General features: G+C 73.6%; 15 protein-coding genes. 10 read left to right on the plus strand and 5 right to left on the minus strand.

The features are described from left to right. Position 1: 1 nt before the first annotated feature. Both tssM and tagF read left to right on the plus strand, forming a co-directional pair. Complete coding sequence (gene tssM / locus HL658_RS29500) at positions 2-2,050, plus strand: type VI secretion system membrane subunit TssM (protein WP_180285170.1); 2,049 nt, start codon at positions 2-4, stop codon at positions 2,048-2,050. A gap of 13 nt (positions 2,051-2,063) precedes the next feature. Next, entirely contained in the window at positions 2,064-2,720 is a 657-nt protein-coding gene (gene tagF, locus HL658_RS29505; RefSeq protein WP_180285169.1) for a type VI secretion system-associated protein TagF, read from the plus strand. On the opposite strand, the gene HL658_RS29510 is transcribed toward tagF, so the two are convergent. Together HL658_RS29510 and HL658_RS29515 are read right to left on the minus strand one after the other, a co-directional pair. Further along, the gene (locus HL658_RS29510; protein ID WP_180285168.1) at positions 2,701-3,468 is read right to left on the minus strand and encodes a PIG-L deacetylase family protein; all 768 of its coding nucleotides are present in this window, start codon (positions 3,466-3,468) and stop codon (positions 2,701-2,703) included. The two genes, tagF and HL658_RS29510, sit on opposite strands and share 20 nt — an antisense overlap. Further along, positions 3,468-4,733, minus strand: coding sequence for a glycosyltransferase (locus tag HL658_RS29515; RefSeq protein WP_180285167.1), 1,266 nt, complete (start codon positions 4,731-4,733; stop codon positions 3,468-3,470). The genes HL658_RS29510 and HL658_RS29515 overlap by 1 nt, the downstream gene beginning before the upstream one ends. Before the next feature lie 85 nt (positions 4,734-4,818). Here HL658_RS29515 and HL658_RS29520 point away from each other — a divergent pair, with 85 nt between their 5' ends. The 6 genes from HL658_RS29520 (at position 4,819) to HL658_RS29545 (ending at position 11,172) form a co-directional block, all read left to right on the plus strand. Continuing rightward, on the plus strand, positions 4,819-5,997 hold the full coding sequence (locus HL658_RS29520) for a glycosyltransferase (RefSeq protein ID WP_180285166.1): 1,179 nt from the start codon (positions 4,819-4,821) through the stop codon (positions 5,995-5,997). A gap of 17 nt (positions 5,998-6,014) precedes the next feature. Beyond that, positions 6,015-6,905 carry a squalene synthase HpnC gene (hpnC, locus tag HL658_RS29525; RefSeq protein WP_246338037.1) on the plus strand — a complete coding sequence of 297 codons (891 nt, stop codon included), beginning with the start codon at positions 6,015-6,017 and terminating at the stop codon, positions 6,903-6,905. Beyond that, positions 6,902-7,810: a presqualene diphosphate synthase HpnD gene (gene hpnD / locus HL658_RS29530; protein WP_180285164.1), complete on the plus strand. Its 909-nt coding sequence runs from the start codon at positions 6,902-6,904 to the stop codon at positions 7,808-7,810. The genes hpnC and hpnD overlap by 4 nt, the downstream gene beginning before the upstream one ends. 116 nt (positions 7,811-7,926) lie before the next feature. Next, positions 7,927-9,873, plus strand: a complete 1,947-nt coding sequence (shc, locus tag HL658_RS29535) for a squalene--hopene cyclase (RefSeq protein WP_180285163.1) — start codon at positions 7,927-7,929, stop codon at positions 9,871-9,873. After that, positions 9,863-10,537: a phosphorylase family protein gene (locus HL658_RS29540; protein ID WP_180285162.1), complete on the plus strand. Its 675-nt coding sequence runs from the start codon at positions 9,863-9,865 to the stop codon at positions 10,535-10,537. Before shc ends, HL658_RS29540 begins: the two co-directional genes overlap by 11 nt. Beyond that, complete coding sequence (locus HL658_RS29545; RefSeq protein WP_180285161.1) at positions 10,534-11,172, plus strand: ABC transporter substrate-binding protein; 639 nt, start codon at positions 10,534-10,536, stop codon at positions 11,170-11,172. Before HL658_RS29540 ends, HL658_RS29545 begins: the two co-directional genes overlap by 4 nt. 111 nt (positions 11,173-11,283) lie before the next feature. On the opposite strand, the gene HL658_RS29550 is transcribed toward HL658_RS29545, so the two are convergent. Continuing rightward, positions 11,284-13,869, minus strand: coding sequence for an MMPL family transporter (locus HL658_RS29550; protein WP_180285160.1), 2,586 nt, complete (start codon positions 13,867-13,869; stop codon positions 11,284-11,286). 68 nt (positions 13,870-13,937) lie between these two features. Between HL658_RS29550 and hpnA the strand changes: the two genes are divergently transcribed. Next, on the plus strand, positions 13,938-14,924 hold the full coding sequence (gene hpnA / locus HL658_RS29555) for a hopanoid-associated sugar epimerase (protein WP_180285159.1): 987 nt from the start codon (positions 13,938-13,940) through the stop codon (positions 14,922-14,924). Between the two features lie 21 nt (positions 14,925-14,945). On the opposite strand, the gene HL658_RS29560 is transcribed toward hpnA, so the two are convergent. Beyond that, a complete protein-coding gene (locus HL658_RS29560; protein WP_425485388.1) occupies positions 14,946-16,064 on the minus strand; it encodes a Fic family protein in 1,119 nt (372 codons plus the stop codon). Between the two features lie 106 nt (positions 16,065-16,170). Further along, positions 16,171-17,115 carry a LysR family transcriptional regulator gene (locus HL658_RS29565; RefSeq protein ID WP_180285157.1) on the minus strand — a complete coding sequence of 315 codons (945 nt, stop codon included), beginning with the start codon at positions 17,113-17,115 and terminating at the stop codon, positions 16,171-16,173. Positions 17,116-17,213: 98 nt separating this feature from the next. On the opposite strand from HL658_RS29565, the gene HL658_RS29570 reads away from it, so the two are divergent. Further along, a complete protein-coding gene (locus HL658_RS29570) occupies positions 17,214-18,437 on the plus strand; it encodes an MFS transporter (protein WP_180285156.1) in 1,224 nt (407 codons plus the stop codon). The last annotated feature ends 148 nt before the right edge of the window (positions 18,438-18,585 follow it).

The raw sequence follows: 18,585 nt of genomic DNA on the forward strand, positions 1-18,585 counted from the left end.
CATGGCCCGCAAGACCCGCAACCCGATGGACCGCCTGACCGCCACCCCGCGGATGCGCTGGCTGGTCACGCTGGCCGGTGCGCTGGCCCTGGCGCTGCTCGGCTGGCATCTGGGGCCGCTGCTGTCGGTCGGCGGCTTCCGGCCGCTGGAGGATCCCTTCTCCCGCGCCATGCCGGGGCTGGCGGCGCTGGCCGGCTGGGTGCTGCTGAACCGCCGCGCCGACCGTCACGACCGGCGCGCCAACCGGCGCCTCATCGAAGCGCTGGCCACCCACGACGATCCCGACCTGCGCGCCTCGGTGGACGAACTGGACGGTGTGCGCGAGCGGGCGGAGGACGCGCTGAAGCGGCTGCGCACGCAGCGTTTCGGCTCGCGCTGGACGGGACGCTACGCCTACCAGCTTCCCTGGTATCTGGTGATCGGCGCGCCGGGATCGGGCAAGACGACCGCCATCGCCGAGGCCGGCCTCGCCACGTCCGCGGTGGCGGGCGGGCGTCCGGTGCAGGGGATGGGCGGCACCCGCACCTGCGACTGGTGGTTCACCGACCGCGCCGTGCTGATCGACACCGCCGGGCGCTACACCACCCAGGACAGCCGCGCCGCGGTGGACGGCCGGGTGTGGAACGGCCTGCTCGACATCCTGAGGGAGCACCGGCCGCGCCAGCCGATCAACGGCGTGATCGTCACCATCAGCCTCGCCGACCTGGCCACCTGGAGCCACGCGGAGCGGCGCGCCCAGGCCCTCGCGCTCCGCCAGCGGCTGGGCGAGCTGCGCCGGCATCTCGGCCTGCGGCTGCCCGTCTACGCGCTGTGCACCAAGGCCGACCTCGTCGCCGGCTTCGCCGCCTTCTTCGATTTCCTGCCCCAGGAGGAGCGCGACCAGGTGTGGGGCGCCAGCTTCGCCACCGACGACCGCCGCGCCGCGATGGCCTCCGGCACGTCCGCGAGAGCCTCCGGCAGGGTGGCGGGACCCGTAGCCGAACGCGTGCGCGGCGCGATGGCCGGCCTGCTGCGCCGGTTGGACGAGCGCATGTTCGAGCGGCTGCACCAGGAGCCGGACCAGGAACGCCGCAGCGCCGCCTTCGGCTTCCCCGCCCAGCTCTCCGCACTCGAAGGACCGCTGGAGGAGCTGCTGGCCACCGCCTGCGAACCCGAGCCGGGGGAAGAGGCGGTGATGCTGCGCGGCGTCTATTTCACCAGCGCGCGCCAGGGTGGCCCGGCGGTGGACCGGGTGGTGACCGGGCTGGCGGCGCTGGCGCCGGCGGCCCAGGAGCCGGTGGAGACCGGCAGCTTCTTCCTGCGCCGCCTGCTGCCCGAGGTGGTCTTCCCCGAGGCCAACCTCGCCGGGCTGGACCGCGAGACGGCGCGCCGCCGCCGCCTCGCCGATGGGCTGGCGCTCGGTGGGACGCTGGCGGCGGCGCTGGCCTTCGCCCTGTTCTGGACCGTGAGTTTCCAGGGCAACGCGGCGCTGATCGCGCGGGCCGACGCCGCCGTCACGGCGGCCGAAACGCGGCTGAAGGCGCTGGACACGCCGCCGCGCTCGCTGACCCGCGTGGAGGACACCGACTTCGCCGGCATCCTGCCGGCGCTCGACGCGCTGCGCACCCTGCCCATGGGCTGGACGGAGCGTACGGACTGGCCGCCGGTCGAGCTGACCGGCGGGCTGTACCAGGGCAAGCGCATCGGCCGTTCCGCCGAGGCGGTGTACCGCCGCGCGCTGCGCAGCGTGTTCCTGTCGCGCGTGGTGCTGCGGCTGGAGGAGCGGCTGCGCACGGGATGGGCGCGGCCGGACGAGCTGGTGCTGACGCTCCGCGCCTACCGCATGATCGGCGGGAGGGAGCCGCTGGACCGCGCCTATCTCGCCGAATGGCTGGCCGGCGACTGGCAGCGCACGCTGCCGGGGGCGGAGAACGAGGGGCGCCGGCGGGCGCTGGGCGACCATCTCGCCGCCCTGTTCGAGGTGGGCTTCGCTCCGATCCCGGTGGACGACCTGCTGGCCGACCGGGTGCGGCAGGTGATCGAGCAGGCGTCGGCCCGCCGCCCGTCATGAGCACGCTCCCGTCATGAGCACGCGCTGGGGGCCCGGCTACCATGGCAAGCTGCCGTCGCGCGGCGACTTCGTCGCCTTCGGCCTGCCGCGGGAGTTCGTGGAGCCGTGGGACGGCTGGCTCGCCACGGCGCTGACCGAGGCGCAGGCGGCGCTCGGCCCGCCGTGGGAGGGGCTGTTCGCCGCCGCACCCCCCTGGCGCTTCGCCCTGGCCGCCGGCGTCTGCGGCCCGGCGGCGGTGGCCGGCGTGCTGGTGGCGAGCCGCGACCGGGTGGGGCGCCTCTACCCCTTCATGATCGCCGCGGCCGCCCCACGCGGGGTGGAGGTGGCGGCGGTGCCGGCGGGCTGCCGCGGCTGGTTCGAACGGGCGGAGCGGCTGGCCGTTGCCGCCGCCCACGCCGCCATCAACCTGCACACCCTGCCCGCCCGCGCCGCCGCCATCGGCCGGCCGGACGCAACACCCAGCCCGGCGCACCGCGCCGTGGTCGAGTCGCATCTGGGGCCGTTGCCCGGCACGCCGTCGCTGTGGTGGACCGGTGGCGGCGGCCGGGTGGAGCCCTCGCTGCTGGCCTGCCCCGGCCTGCCCGACGGGCTGCGCTTCGCCGCCATGCTCGACAATGGCTGGGAGCGGCGGGGGTGGGAGACGGCGGAGGTCAGCGCACCCGTTCCATGAACGCCGTGACCACCCGCGACACCGTGGCCGGCTTGGTGAAGTCGATGCGCGGGTGGCGGAACGGCACCCAATGGAAGCGGGCGTAGAACAGCGTGCCGGGGTGCGGTGGCAGGGCGTAATCGTGCGCCGGCAGCGGCCGGAACGCCTCCCGCCCGCTGCGGATGTGGGCGAGGTTGCCGCGTTCGGACTCGTACAGATCCAGCAGCGCCCGCTTCTCCGCCTGCTCCGCGTCGGTGAGGGCCAGCACCGTCTCGCCACCGCGCGCGTCAGGGAAGTCCTGACTGCGCGTACGGCCGCCGGCGTTGTTGTACTCCGCATACTCCCAGACCGGCACGGTTGGGGCGATCAGGCTCGCCAGGGCGTTCGCCACGTCGTGGTCCTGGTGCCCGCCTTCGTACGCCGGGGCCCAGACGACGCCCGGCCGCAGCCGGTCCACCGCGCCGCGCAACTCCGCCAGCGCGTCGGCCATGTGGAGGCGCAGCGTGCGCGTCGGGCGGTCGGAAAAGGCGACGGGGGTGATCCCCAGCCGCTCCGCAGCGGCCAGAGCCTCGGCCCGGCGGCGGGCGACGCGGGCCGCCGTGCCGGCCGGGTCCGGGCGCCACGCCACCTCCACCCCCGGCACGCCGGTGGTGAGGTACAGCCCGTGCACCGCCGCTCCCTGCGCGCGGGCGCGTGCGATGGCGGCGGCGCAGCCGACGACCTCGTCGTCGGGGTGCGGGATCAGGACGAGGATGCGGTCGGCGAACATCAGGGCGCACGCCCGGCGGCGGTCCAGACCGGCAGCACGTCCTGCAACAACACATCGTCCCAGGAGGGCAGGTTCGCCGCGGCCCAGGCACCGGCACCGCGGCCCATGGCGGCCAGCCGTTCCGGCTCGGCCACCAGCGGGCGCAGCGCCGCGGCCCAGGAATCGGGGTCGGAGCCGCGGACGGTACCGCCCGTCTCCCCCTCGCGCAGGACGGCACCGGCGCCGCTGTCGGCGTGTGCCAGCACGGCGACGCCGCTGCTCAGCGCCTCCCGCACGACGTTGCTGTTCACCTCGATCTCCGAGGGCAGCACGAACAGGTCGGCCGAGGCGTAGAAGCGGGCCAGCACGGTTTGCGGCACGGCACCGGGGCAGGTGGCGGCGTCACCCAGCAGCGCCTGCAGCTCGGGCTTCTCCTCCCCCTCGCCGGCGCAGAGCAAGTGCAGGTCCAGCCCCTCCCCGCGCAATTGATGGACGGCGCGGGCCAGCGTCATCGGCCGCTTGCCGCGGTTGATGCGGCCGGCGAAGAGCACCAGCGCGCGGTTCCGCGGCACCCCGTACGCCTCCTCCAGCCACGCGCGGTCGCGCGCCGCGGGGGTGAAGAGGGTGCGGTCGATGCCGCGGCGCAGCAGCCCCACCCGCTCCGGCGGCAGCACGGCTTCCGCCCGCGCCCGCTCCTCCGGCCGCGACACCAGCGCGAAGGCGCAGCGCGCCTGATGGCGGGCGAGCTTGGCCAGCATGTCGCGCTCACCCTTCGCGGGCAGGGCGAGGCGGTCGACCAGCAGCCGGGTCAGGGCGCCGGTGCCGAACAGCCCCTCCAGCGTGCGCGCCATGAAGATGCGGGTGTAGCCCGGTGTGTCGGTGTGGACCGAGTTGACCAGCGGCACACCCCGCGCCGCCACCACCCGCTCGGCCGTACGCGCGTACGCGAAGAAGGCGTCGGTGGTGTGGATGAGGTCGCAATCCTGCAGCCGCGCGGCCAGCCGCGGGTGGTGGCGGGCGAGGTCGGTGTGGTCGGGCACGTGGCGCAGGAAGGGGATGCGCGCGGTGCTGAACACCGGCCGGTGGTGGCGGTGGCGCACGTTGGGCGCCAGCGTCACCGTGCGCTCCTCCTCCCCCTGGAAATGCACGGTCAGGTCGATGCCGGGGGCGGAGCGCACGGCGGCCTCCGACAGCCGCTCCCAGCACTTCACATGGCCGCCCGCGTCCGGACGCCACAGCAGGTCCACGAGGACGGCGACCTTGAGGGCGGGCCGGGTGTCGGTCATGGCAAAGCTTTGTCCGCTGCGATCGGGGGTCGGTGCCGTATAGTGCGCTGCATAACACGGACCCCCGCCGGATCACCACACCGCCATGCTCGCCGCCCTCGCCCTTCTGTCTCTTGCCATATGGACCCACCTCCTGGCCTTCCGCGGCGGCTTCTGGCGGGCCGACCAGAGGCTCCCCAGGGCGGACGGGCACCACTCCGCTACGGGCGTGGTGGCGGTGGTACCCGCCCGCGACGAGGAGGCCGTGGTGGGCGAGGCGTTGCGCGCCCTGCTGGCGCAGGAGCACGGGAACCTCCGCGTCGTGCTGGTGGACGACCACAGCCGCGACCGCACCCGCGCCATCGCCGACGCTGTGGCCGCGGATCACCCCGGCCGGCTGACCGTGACCGGCACGGAACCGCTGCCGCCGGGCTGGACCGGCAAGCTGTGGGCGCTGGCCGCCGGGGTGCGGGCCGCGCGGGCAGTGGCGCCGGACGCCACCCACATCCTGCTGTGCGACGCCGACATCCGGATGGAGCCGGACACCCTGCCGCGGCTGCTGGCGAAGGCGGAGCCAGGGGTGGAAGCCGGGCGGCTGGATCTGGTGTCGCTGATGGTGCGGCTGGACGACCGCGGTTTCTGGGGCGGGCTGCTGGTGCCGGCCTTCGTCTTCTTCTTCCAGATGCTCTACCCCTTCCCCTGGGTGAACGACCCGCGGGCGCGCACGGCGGCGGCGGCCGGCGGCTGCGTTCTGGTGCGCCGCGACGCGCTGGAGCGGGCCGGCGGCATCGAGGCCATCCGCGGCGCGCTGATCGACGATTGCACCCTGGCCGCGGCGGTGAAGCGCGCGGGCGGGCGCATCTGGCTGGGTCTGGCGGATTCGGCGCGCAGCCTGCGCGACAACGGCGGGTTCGACGGGGTGTGGAACATGGTGGCGCGCACCGCCTACACCCAGCTCCACCACTCCCCGCTCCTGCTGATCGGAACGCTGGCCGGCATGGCGCTGACCTTCCTGGTGCCGCCGCTGCTGGCCCTCGCCCTGCCGCTGCACGGGAACGGCTGGGCGGCGGCGGCCGGGCTGGCGGTGTGGGTCGCCATGGGTGTTGCCTATTCGCCAACACTGCGTCTTTACGGTCGCCCGATCGCCTCCGGGCTGTTGCTGCCCTTGGTTGCCGCGCTATACAGCCTGATGACGGTCGCCTCCGCGCTGCGCCATTGGCGTGGCCGGGGCGGGCAATGGAAGGGTCGGGTCTACCCCGCCGACGGCACGGCACGGGGCGGCTGACCCGGCAGGAGACGGGATTGGGCGGAGCGGTCGAAACCCCGTCGGGCAAGACGGCGGCGGACGAGAATTTCCCCGTCGGGTCGTGGCTTCTGCCCGCGGCCAAACGCCCGCACGTGGCCGCCTACTACGCCTTCGCCCGCGCCGCCGACGACATCGCCGACCACCCCGCTCTGACGCCCGACGAGAAGGTCACCCGCCTCGTCGCCTTCGGCGAGGCGCTGGAGACCGGCGGCGGCGATCCGGCGCTGTTCGCCAAGGCGCACCGGCTGCGCGCCAGCCTGGACGCGACCGGCGTGCCGCGGCGCCACGGGCTGGACCTGCTCAGCGCCTTCCGCCAGGACGCGGTGAAGCGGCGCTACGCCGACTGGGCCGAGCTGATCGATTACTGCGACCGCTCCGCCGCCCCGGTCGGGCGCTTCCTGCTCGACCTGCATGGCGAGGACCGGGCGCTGTGGCCGGCGACCGACGCCCTGTGCAACGCGTTGCAGGTGCTCAACCACCTTCAGGACTGCGGTGGCGACCGCCGAGATCTGGACCGCGTCTACATCCCGCTCGACTGGCTGGCCGAGCGCGGCGGCGACGTCACCGACCTCGACCGGCCGGCCGCCACCCCGGCGCTGCGGCACGCCATCGACCGCTGCCTGGACGGGGTGGACGCGCTGCTGGACCTCGCCCGCCCCTTTCCCGACGCGCTGCGCAACCGGCGGCTGGCGGCCGAATCCGCGGTGATCGTCGGGCTGGCGGAACGGCTGACGGCGCGGCTGCGCCGTGGCGATCCGCTGGCGCAACGGGTGGCCTTGAGCAAGGGCGATTTCGCGCTGTGCGGCGTGACGGGGCTGCTGCGCGGCCTGCTGGCGCCGCGGCGGGCGATGCCCGCCACCCCCGCCACGGCCGGGTTGCGGCGATGACGGCTGCGGCGGGCGAGGCGCCCGGCATCGACCCGGTGGCGCATGTGACGGAGGTGGTCCGGCGCTCCGGCTCCTCCTTCACGCTGGGCATGCGCATCCTGCCGCGCGAGCGGCGGGAGGCGATGTTCGCCATCTACGCCTTCTGCCGCGAGGTGGACGACGTCGCCGACGAGCCGAACCCCGACGCGGTGAAGCTGGCCCTGCTCGCCGACTGGCGGCGGGAGATCGACGCGCTGTACGAGGGCCGTCCCGGCCGCCCCACCACCCGCGCCCTGGCCGGCCCCGTCCGCCGCTTTGGCCTGCCCAAGGACGAGTTCGTCGCCGTCATCGACGGGATGGAGATGGACGTCGTCTCCCCCCTGCACGCGCCGGACATGGAGACGCTGCGCCTCTACTGCCGCCGGGTGGCCGGGGCGGTGGGGCTGTTGTCGCTGCACGCCTTCGGGGCGGAGGAGCCGGAGGCGCGCGGATTCGCGGTGGCTCTGGGCGAGGCGCTGCAACTGACCAACATCCTGCGCGACGTGGAGGAGGACGCCGGGCGCGACCGTCTCTACCTGCCGGGCGACCTGCTGCGCCGGCACGGCATCGACCCCAGCGCCGGGGGGGCCACCGGGGTGGCCGCGGTGCTGGCCCATCCCGGGTTGGACGCCGCCTGCCGCGATCTCGCCGCCGTGGCGCGCGCCCGCTTCGCCGAGGCCGACCGGGCGCTGGCGTCCTGCGCGCGGGCACCGCTGCGGCCGGCGCTGCTGATGATGGGCATCTACGAGGATGTGCTGAACCGGCTGGAGCGCCGGGGCTGGCACGGCAACGACGGGGCGCTGCGCGTCGGCAAGGCGTCCAAGCTGTGGGCTGCGCTGGCCGGAGGGCTGCTCCGACCACCCTGGCGACCTCCCATTGCAAACTGACCTTGCACTGCACCAATTTCCGCGCATACCTAATAGGGTGAGGTGACGGTGGTGCCGAAGCTGTGTTTGTGTGGCACCGGGGAATGCGGGCGTCCCGAATAGGGGAAGAAGGAAACATGGACGCACAGCTGCGCTTTATCGAGGAGTCCGTCGATGAGCTCGATCGGCTGGTCGACGAGGTGCGCGCCGACCTGAAGCGGCTTCAGAAGGGCGACGGGCACTGGGTCTTCGAGCTGGAGGCCGACACCACCATCCCCGCGGAATACATCCTGCTGCGCCATTACCTGGGCGAAGAGGTGGACGCGGCGCTGGAGGAACGCATCGGCCGCTACCTGCGCGCCGCGCAGGGCGATCACGGCGGCTGGCCGCTGTTCCACGACGGCGATTTCAACATGAGCGCGTCGGTCAAGGCCTACTACGCGCTGAAGCTGATCGGCGACGACCCCGACGCGCCGCACATGGCGACCGCGCGCGAGCGCATCCTGGCCGAGGGCGGGGCCGCCAAATCGAACGTCTTCACCCGCTTCGCACTGGCCCTGTTCGGTCAGGTGCCGTGGCGCGCGGTGCCGGTGATGCCGGTGGAGATCATGCTGCTGCCGCGCTGGTTCCCCTTCCACCTGTCCAAAGTGGCCTATTGGAGCCGCGTGGTGATCGTGCCGCTGCTGATCCTGATGGCGCTGAAGCCGCAGGCCGCCAACCCCAAGGGTGTCGGCGTGCGCGAGCTGTTCGTGACGCCGCCGGAGAAGGAGAAGCGCTACAACATCAACCCGACCGGGGCCGCCTGGGGCAACGTCTTCCTGGCGCTGGACCATCTGCTGCGCGCCGCCGAGCCGCTGTTCCCCAAGAAGCCGCGGGAGAAGGCGATCCAGAAGGCGCTGGACTTCCTGATGCCGCGCCTGAACGGCGAGGACGGGCTGGGCGCCATCTTCCCCGCCATGGTCAACGCGCTGCTGGCGCTGAAGGCGCTGGGCTACGACAACGACCACACCGCGGTGGCGACGGCGCGCCGCGCCATCGACAAGCTGGTGATCGACCATGGCGACAGCGGCTACTGCCAGCCCTGCGTGTCGCCGGTGTGGGACACCGGGCTCGCCGCCCACGCGCTGATGGAGGCGGGGGAGGATGGCCAGGGCCGCAGCGTCACCCGCGGGCTCGACTGGCTGGCCGGCAAGCAGATCCTGGACACCGCCGGCGACTGGGCTGACAACTTGTCCGGCCCCGTACCGAAGCCCGGCGGCTGGGCGTTCCAGTACGGCAACGACGCCTATCCCGATGTCGACGACACCGCGGTGGTCGCCATGGCGCTGCACCGCGCCGACCCCGACCGCTACGCCGAATCGGTGGAGCGGGCGGCCGACTGGATCGTCGGCATGCAGAGCAGGGACGGCGGCTGGGGTGCCTACGACGCCGACAACACCGCCCATTACCTGAACCACATCCCCTTCGCCGACCACGGCGCCCTGCTCGACCCGCCGACCGCCGACGTGACCGCCCGCTGCGTCGGCTTCCTGGCCCAACTCGACCGCGAACAGGATCGTTCCGCGGTCGAAAAGGGCGTGGCCTACCTGCTGAAGGAGCAGGAGCCGGACGGCGCCTGGTTCGGCCGCTGGGGCACCAACTATGTCTACGGCACCTGGTCGGTGCTGAGCGCGCTGAACGCCGTGGGCATGGACCACAAGGCCGAGCCGATCCGCCGCGCGGTGGCTTGGCTGGAGGCCACCCAGCGCCCCGACGGCGGCTGGGGCGAGGACTGCGCCACCTACTGGAACGACCGCAAGCGCGAGGCGAAGGCCAGCACGCCCTCCCAGACGTCCTGGGCGCTGCTCGCCCTGATGGCGGCCGGCGAGGTGGAGAGCGACGCGGTGAAGCGCGGCGTCGCCTTCCTGCAGGAGTCGCCGCGGCGCGGCGCCCGCTGGACGGAGGACCTCTACACCGGCGTCGGCTTCCCCCGCGTCTTCTACCTCCGCTACCACGGCTACGCCTCCTACTTCCCGCTGTGGGCGCTGGGACGCTACCGATCGTTGATGAAGCGGAACGACCGCCGCGTGGGGTATGGCATCTGAGGTGAGCCGCGTCGCGGTCATCACCGGGGTACGGACGGAGGCAGCGTGTCTGCCGGGCACCTCCGTCCATTGTTCCGGGGCCGATACGGACCGGGCGGAGGCTCTGGTGGCGAGGCTCGTAGCGGAGGGCGCCACCGCGCTGGTCAGCTTCGGGCTGGCCGGCGGGTTGGATCCGGCGCTGCGGCCGGGCGATCTGCTGTTGCCCGACAAGGTTTGTTTCGAGGACGGAACCGTTCTCCCGGTGCATGCCGGCTGGCGCGCCGCGCTGCTGGAGCGGGGCTTGCGGGCGGTCGGCGGGCGCATCCTGGCGAGCCGTGGCGTGGTGGCCGATCCGGCGGCGAAACGGTGCCTGTTCGACTGCACCGGCGCCGGCGCCGTGGATATGGAGAGCGGGGCCGTGGCGCGGTCCGGCCTGCCCTTCGTCGTGCTGCGCGCGGTGGCCGATCCCGCGGACCGCGCCATCCCCGCGGCGGCGCTGGCCGGGGTCGGGCCGGACGGTGCGGTGCGGCCGGCGGCGGTGGCTCTGCGGTTGCTGGCCGCACCCTGGCAGCTTCCGGCGCTGCTGCGGCTTGCGACGGACAGCCGGGCCGGACTAGAAGCGTTGCGGGGCGCCGTTGCCGGTACCCCCCTGGACCCTCCACCCTTCGAGGACCGCAAGCCGTGATCCCAGACAGCCGCACCGTCAACCGCCGCACCCTGCTGCTCGCCGCCGCGGCGGGCGGTGCCCTGATCGCCCTGCCCGTGGCCCCGGCGCTGGCGCAGGACTCGCCGGAGGCGGTGCTGCGGCGCTTCTTCGACACGCTGCTGGACGCCATGAAGAACGGCCCGCAGCTCGGCTTCCGCGGGCGCTACGACCGCATCAAGCCGGCCTTCGAGGCGGCCTTCGACGTGCCCTTCATGACCCGCGTGGTGGCGGGTGCGGCCTGGGGCAATCTGCCGGCCGACGCGCAGGCGCGGCTGATCGCCGCCTTCACCCGCTTCAGCGTCTCCTCCTACGCCCGCTCCTTCCGCAAGTACGACGGCGAGCGCTTCGACGTGAAGGGCACCCAGCAGTTCCCGCAGGGCACGCTGGTGCTGGCCGACATCGTGCCGCAGGGGGAAAAGCCCATCGCGCTCAACCACCTGATGCGCCAGGACGAGGCCAAGCGCTGGCGGGCCTTCGACGTGTTCCTGGACGGCACCATCAGCCAGCTCGCCACCCGCCGCTCGGACTTCGCCGCCACCCTGCGCGACCACGGCCCCGACGGGCTGATCCAGGAGCTGGACGGCAAGTCCAAGGGGATGGAGGAGGGGGCGTAAGGTCTGGTTTTATCGATCGCAAGCGATCGATGGCCCCTCAGACGCCGGGCGGCCCACATCCGTGGGCCTTGGCTTCGCGGGCATGGGCCCGCGGGGCCTCGATGGCCCAAATTACTCCCGCGCGGCGGCCAGCAGGGCCGGCAGCAGCAGGAACACGGTCAGCAGGATCACCCCCAGACCGATCAGCAGCAGCAGCCCCATGGACGCCGTGCCGGGGTGGTTGGACAGGGCGAGGCTGCCGAAGGCGACCGCGGTGGTCAGCGCGCTGTAGAACACCGCCCGAGTCGTGCTGGATTGCAGCGGCCGGTCCTGCCCGGCGCGGGCGTTGACCACGTAATAGATGGCGAAGGCCACGCCCGCCCCCAGCAGCAGCGGCAAGGCGATGATGTTGGCGAAGTTGAGCGCCAGCCCGGCGGCGACGGCGACCGCCCCGGTCAGCACCGTGGCGAGCGCCAGCGGCGCCAGCACCAGCGCCACGTCGAGCGGCCGGCGCAGCACCGTGAACAAAACGATCACGATGGCGCCCAGCGCCACCAGCCCGGCGTCGCGGAAGGCGCCGACGATCACATGGGCCGATTCCTGGATGGTCACCGCGGTGCCGGTGGCGGCCGGCGCGACCGCGCGCACCGCCGCCACGAAGCGCACGAGCGTGTCGGGATCGCGCCCGTCGCCGGCCGGCGACACCTCCACCCGCGCGCGGCCGTCGGCGGTCACCCAATCCCGCCTGAAGTCGGCCGGGATGGTGTCGGGCGTGACCGGCCCGGCGGACAGCAGGCCGCGCAGGGCGTCCAGCCGGCCCGGCAGACCGGCGGCGACCGCCCGGCCGAAACGGGCCAGCGTGGCGTCGTCCGCGGCCAGCACCGCCGACAGCGCCGCGGCCGGACGCGCCGCCCGCGCCTCGCCGCCGGGCAAGGCCCGCAGCCGCTCCACCGTCTCGGCCATGGCGGCGCGGATCTGCGCCGGGGTCGGCGGCGGGGCCACGGACAGCGGCGTCAGGGTGGGGCCGAGCAGCAGGTTCAGATCGTCGAGGATCGGCAGCTTGCGGTCCTGCCCCCCCGGCACGAAGCTGGCGATGGACAGGGCACGGAACACCTCCGGCAGAGCCTCCAGCCGGTCGGCGAGCGCCGCCGCCTCGGCCGGCGATCGGGCCAGGATCTGCACGGTGAAGGGGGTGGTGTCGCGGTCGGCCATCAGCTCCAGCGCGGTGGAGACGGCCTCCGTCTTGGCGTCGCGCAGGTTGACCGGGTTGAAGTCGAAGCGCAGCAGCGGCAGCGCCAGCAGCCCGGCAACCCCCAGCCCCAGCGCCACCGTCAGCACCGCCCGCCGCCGCTCCACCAGCAGCCGGTCGAGCGGGGCCAGCGCCGCGTAGCCCACCGGCTCCGGCTCCGGGCGCGGGCGGAACAGGGTCAGCAGGGCCGGCAGCAGGGTCAGGTTGCAGGCCGCCGCGATGGCCATGCCCGCCCCGGCGATCAGGCCGAGCTGCGACACCCCCACGTAATCGGTGGGCAGGAAGGCCAGGAACCCCGCCGCCGTGGTGGCGGCGGCCAGCAGCAGCGGCCCGGCGATGCCGCGCGCGGTGTCCCGCATCGCGTCGGCCGGGTCGGGCACCGCGTGCCGGCGGTCGCGGTAGCGGGTGGCGACCTGGATGCCGAAATCCACCCCCATGCCGATGAACAGCACGGCGAAGGCGATGGAGATCGGGTTCAGCGTGCCGACCGCCGCCACCGCGAAGCCGAAGGTGAAGGCCAGCCCGGCGACCAGCGTCAGCAGGATCGGCAGGATCAGCCGGCCGGAGCGCAGGCACAGGAACAGCAGCACGGCAACCGCCAGCAGCGAGCCGGCGGCGGAGACCTCCGCCCCGTCGGCGACCGTCCGGAACTCCTCCTCCTCCATGGCGATGTTGCCGGTCAGCCGCACGCGCACGCCGGCGTCGGGCGTCAGGCCGAGCTCGCGCACCGCGGCGCGCACTGCATCGGTCGCCGACACGGTGGGGGAGAGGGAGCCGAAATCGAGCGCCGGCTGGATCAGCACGAAGCGGCGGAGATCCAGCGGTCCCGGCTCCCGCCCGGTGAACAGCGCCTGCCAGGACAGGGGCCGCTCCTCCCCCCGCACCGCCGATTCGGCCGCGTCCGCGATGCCGTCGAGGATGGGGGCGGTGGCGGCGAGGTCGAGCTGGCCGCGCTTCACCCCCTCCAGCAGCAGGTTGATGGCGGCGAACAGGCCGCGCGGGCTGGGATCGGCTGCCAGCGAGCCGATCATCGGCTGCGCCTCGATCAGCCGGTCGGCGAGCTCCCGAAGCTCCGCCTCCTTCAGGAACAGCAGGCCGTGGGTGCGCAGATAGGGCGCGTCGCCGCGCCGCACGCTGCGGAACAGGTTGGGCCGCTGCTCCAGCCGCGCCGCCAATGCCGCCGCCGCGTCGTCGGCGCGGTCGGGAGTCGTGCCGTCGATGACCGCCACCAGACGCCGCTGGAATTGCGGGAAGGCGGCGTCGTAGGCACGCTCCTGCTGCTTCCAGGGCAGGTCGGCCGACAGCAGCCGGTCGGTGTCGGTGTCCATGCGGATGTTGGCCGCGGTGTACCAGCCCGCCGCCACGGTCAGCGCCAGGAACAGGGCCGCCACCGCGCCTGCCCGGCGGCGGCAGAGATCGACGAGGCGGACGACGAGATCGGTGAGAGCGCTGGTGGGGACGGCTTCCATGGAACGGCCTTGTGGTGCGCGGGCGCGGCGACCTATAGCAGAGGACGGCCAGCAAGAGGGAGGCGGGCGTGACCATCCTGATCACCGGGGCGACCGGCTTCATCGGCTCCGCCGTGGCGCGGCGGCTGCTCGCCGCCGGGGCCGACGTGACGGCGCTGGTGCGCCCCGGCACCGACCGCCGGAACCTGGAGGGGCTGCCCGTCCGCCGGGTGGAGGGCGATCTGCTCGACCCCGCCTCGCTCGCCCGCGCGGTCAAGGGGTGCGAGGCGCTGTTCCACGTCGCCGCCGACTACCGGCTCTGGGTGCCCGACCCGGTGGCCATGCACCGCGCCAACGTGGACGCCACCCGCACCCTGATGACGGCGGCGCTGGAGGCCGGGGTGCGGCGGGTGGTTTACACCAGCAGCGTCGCCGTGCTGGGGCTGGTGCCGGGCGGCGTCGCCGACGAGACCACCCCCGCCGGGCTGGACGACATGATCGGCACCTACAAGCGCAGCAAGTTCCTGGCCGAAGCGGAGGTGCGCCGGCTGGTCGAGGAACAGGGGCTGCCCGCCGTCATCGTCAACCCCTCCGCCCCCATCGGGCCGCGCGACGTGAAGCCCACCCCCACCGGCCGCATGGTGGTGGACGCCGCCGCCGGGCGCATGCCGGCCTATGTCGATACCGGCCTCAACGTCGTGCATGTGGACGACGTGGCGGAGGGGCAGTGGCTGGCCTTCGAGCGGGGGCGCGTCGGCGAGCGCTACATCCTCGGCGGCGAGAACCTGACGCTGCGGGAGATCCTCGGCCGCATCGCGACCATCGTCGGCCGCCCGCCGCCGCGCGTGCGCCTACCCCACGACCTGATCATCCCCATCGCCCGCGCCGCCGAGCTGGTGGCCCGGGTCACCGGCAAGGAACCCTTCGCCACCGTGGACGGCGTGCGCATGGCGAAGAAGCGCATGTTCTTCACCTCCGCCAAGGCCGAACACGAACTGGGCTACCGCCCACGCCCGGCGACGGCGGCGCTGGAGGAGGCGATCGCGTGGTTCCGGGGAAACGGGTATCTGGGGTAGGCGACCGGCCGCCGCGGCCGGTCACGCGTCGTCGCCGGGCTGGACGAGCACATAGTGGGTGCTGCGGCCACCGCCGTCGCCCGGCCGCAAAGCCCCTTTCTCGACAAGGTCCTTGAGATCGCGGGTCGCCGTGTCCTGCGAGGACTTGGTCAGCTTTGCCCATTCGGACGAAGTGAGCCTGCCGTCGAAGCCGCCGTCCAGCAAACGGTTCAACACCTTGATCTGGCGTTCATTGAAGCCGCTGGCGCGGTGCCGCTCCCAGAAGGCGGCCTTGCGCAGGACGCCGCCGACCGTACCGCCGGCCTCCGCGATCGCATGGGCCAGCCGGCCCAGGAACCAGCCCAGCCAGTCCGTGACGTCGCCGTCGCCCTTCTGTGTCGCTTCCAGCACCGCGTAATAGGCGTCGCGATCGGCGCGGATGCTGGCGGACAAGCTGTAGAAGCGGTGATCCGTCCGCTCGGAGCGGGCCAGGGCCAAGTCGGAGATCGCCCGCGCGATGCGTCCGTTGCCATCCTCGAAGGGATGGATGGTGACGAACCACAGATGCGCCAGCGCCGCGCGGAGCACCGGGTCGATGCCGTCCTCCGATTCGAACCAGTCGAGAAAGGCCGCCATCTCCCGGCCCAGACGTTCGGCGGGCGGCGCCTCGTAGTGGACACGCTCCCCGCCGATGGGCCCGGAGACGATCTCCATGGGGCCGTCCTCCGGGCGGCGCCAGCCGCCCACACGGATCCTCCGCATGCCACTGTAGCCGGTGGGAAAAAGCGCCGCGTGCCAACCGGACAGACGTTCCGCCGTCAGCGGGGCGGCATGCCGGAACACCGCGTCCAACGTCACCTCCACGATGCCGTCGATGCCGCGCTGCGTCACCGGCACGCCACCCGCGTCCATACCAAGCCGGCGGGCGAGGGACGACCGCACCTGCTCGCGGTTCAACGTCTCCCCTTCGATCGCGCTGGTGGTGACGACATCCTGCGTCATGGTCCCCAGCGCCGCCTCCCGCTGCAACGCGAACCCCATGGCCTGCATCCGCCCGAGAAGCCATCCCTGGCGATGCCGCGCGGCGGCAAGCGGCGCCTCGATCCGAGCCGCGTCCCAACGCCAGTGGGGCCAGTTTCCGGTTTCCCAAACGTAGGTCACGTTCTCCGCACCTCCTGTGGACATTATAATGATGGTTCGACGCGACCACAGCCTATTCTCCGCACATCCTGCGGAGAATAATCCCCCCAATCTCCGCACCCCTGCCCTACCCCTCCGCGGCATCCAGCGCGCTGACCGCCTCCGGCACCGCGGCGCGCATCGCTTCGATGAAGCGGCGCAGGCGGACCGGCTGGAAGGGGGCGTGGGGGTAGACGAGGTGGACGGGCAGCGGCGACGCCTGCCAGTCCGGGGCCAGATGCAGCAGCCGGCCGGCGGCGAGGTCGTCGGCCATCGCCCAGGCGGACGCGACGGCGACCCCCAGCCCGCGGAGCGCCGCGTTGTGGAGCGCGTAGAGGCTGTCGGTGGACAGGCGCGGGCGGATGGGGAAGCGCGCCGTCTCCCCGGTGCCGGCGCGGGTCAGCTCCACCTCGTTGCGGTAGAAAGTGTGGAGCGCCAGCCAGGGCAGCCGGGCCAGGGCGGCCGGCTCCCGCGGCGGCGGGGCGCCGGTCAGAAGCGAGGGCGCCGCCACCACGATCCGCGACAGGGACCCCACCCGCAGCGCCACCAGCGACGGCTCCAGCACCGCGCCGACGCGGATGGCGCAGTCGATCCCCTCCGCGGTGAAATCCGGCATGCGGTCGTGCAGCCGCCACTCCACCTGGAGCCGCGGGAAGCGTTGCAGGAAGGCGGCCAGCGGGGCGACCAGCAGATCCTGGCCCAGCGCGTGCGGCACCACCACGCGCAGCAGGCCCGACGGCTCCTCCCCGTCGCCGCGCACGGCGCTTTCCAGCGATTGCCAGGCGGAGACCAGATCGCGGGCGCGCTCGTAGCAGCGCGCGCCGTCGTCGGTCAGCGTCATGGCGTGGGTGGACCGGTGCAGCAGCCGCACGCCCAGCGCCCGCTCCAGCGTCTGGAGCCGGCGGCTGACCGTCGGCTGGGTGCTGCCGAGCTGCGCCGCGGCGGCCGACAGGCTGCCCGCCTCGACGATGCGCAGGAAGGTGTCGAGCAGCGCCAGACGGTCGGCGCCGAGGGTGGCGGGGTCGATGCTCATACGCGCGACGTATAGCAAATCTACGCGGGCACCGGCTACAGCCGCGCGGGATCGCGGGCCATACTCCGTTCCAGCCAATCATTGAAGGTCTTTCGACCATGTCTGCTATTCCATCGGCGCATGCGATACCCGCCACCGACACGGGCGCCCGCGCCGGCCTCTCCACCCCGCTGGTCCTGCTGCTCGCCACCGGCGCGGGGCTGGCGGTCGCCACGCTCTATTACAGCCACCCCATGCTGGGCGTGCTGGGCGCCGACATCGGTGCCGACAGCCGCATGATCGGGCTGGTGCCGCCGCTGACCCAGCTCGGCTACGCGCTGGGCATCCTGCTGCTGGCGCCGCTGGGCGACCGCTACGACCGGCGCCGCATCATCCTGGCCAAGGCCGCGGTGTTGTGCGCGGCGCTGCTGGCGGCCGGGGCCGCCCCCTCGGTGGTGCCGCTGCTGGCCGCCAGCCTCGCCATCGGCATCGCGGCCACGCTGGCGCAGGACATCGTGCCGGCCGCCGCCACGCTGGCCCCCGACGCCCACCGCGGCCGGGTGGTGGGCACCGTGATGACCGGGCTTCTGCTGGGCATCCTGCTGTCGCGCGTGGTCAGCGGCGTGGTGGCGGAGCAGTTCGGTTGGCGTGCCGTGTTCCTGGCCGCCGCCGTCAGCGTGGCGTTGCTGGCCGCCGCGCTGTGGCGCGGGCTGCCCCGCTTCGCGCCCACCACGCGGCTGTCCTACGGGGCGCTGCTGGGTTCGCTGGCCGGCTTGTGGGCGGCCTACCCGCGGCTGCGCCGGGCGGCGCTGGCGCAGGGGTTCCTGTCCATGGGCTTCAGCGCCTTCTGGTCGACGCTGGCGGTGATGCTGCACGAGGCGCCCTTCCAGCTCGGTGCCGCGGCGGCCGGCGCCTTCGGCGTGGCGGGTGCGGCGGGCGCGCTGGCGGCACCGCTGGCCGGCCGGCTGGCCGACCGGCGGGGGCCGGAGCTGGTGACCCGGCTGGGGGCGGCGCTGGCCGCCGGCTCCTTCGCGGTGATGGCGGCGATGCCGTGGCTGCCGCCTGAGGGTGCTTTGTGGCTGCTCCTGCTCAGCGCGGTCGGCTTCGACCTCGGCGTCCAGGCCTCCCTGATCGCGCACCAGACGATCATCTACGGGATCGACCCGGCGGCGCGCAGCCGGCTGAACGCGGTGCTGATGGTGTCGATGTTCGTCGGCATGGCCGCCGGCTCGGCGCTGGGCAGCCAGCTTCTGGCGCTGTGGGGCTGGATGGGCGTCACGGCACTCGCCACCGCCGCCGCCGCCGCGGCCCTGGCGGTGCGGGTGTGGCCGGCGGCGCGATGATCCGGCGCTTGAGCGGTTGATGCCCGCATCGAGCGGCGCGTGGCGTGGCGATTGTGTGACCGCCACGCCACGCGCCGCCGCTTTTGTATTGCGGCACAGCACGAGGGCGCGGCGGGGTGGATTGTTGCGCGGGTAGGCTCCATCTGCT

This window comes from Azospirillum oleiclasticum, assembly GCF_013423485.1.
Taxonomy (GTDB): Bacteria; Pseudomonadota; Alphaproteobacteria; order Azospirillales; family Azospirillaceae; genus Azospirillum; species Azospirillum oleiclasticum.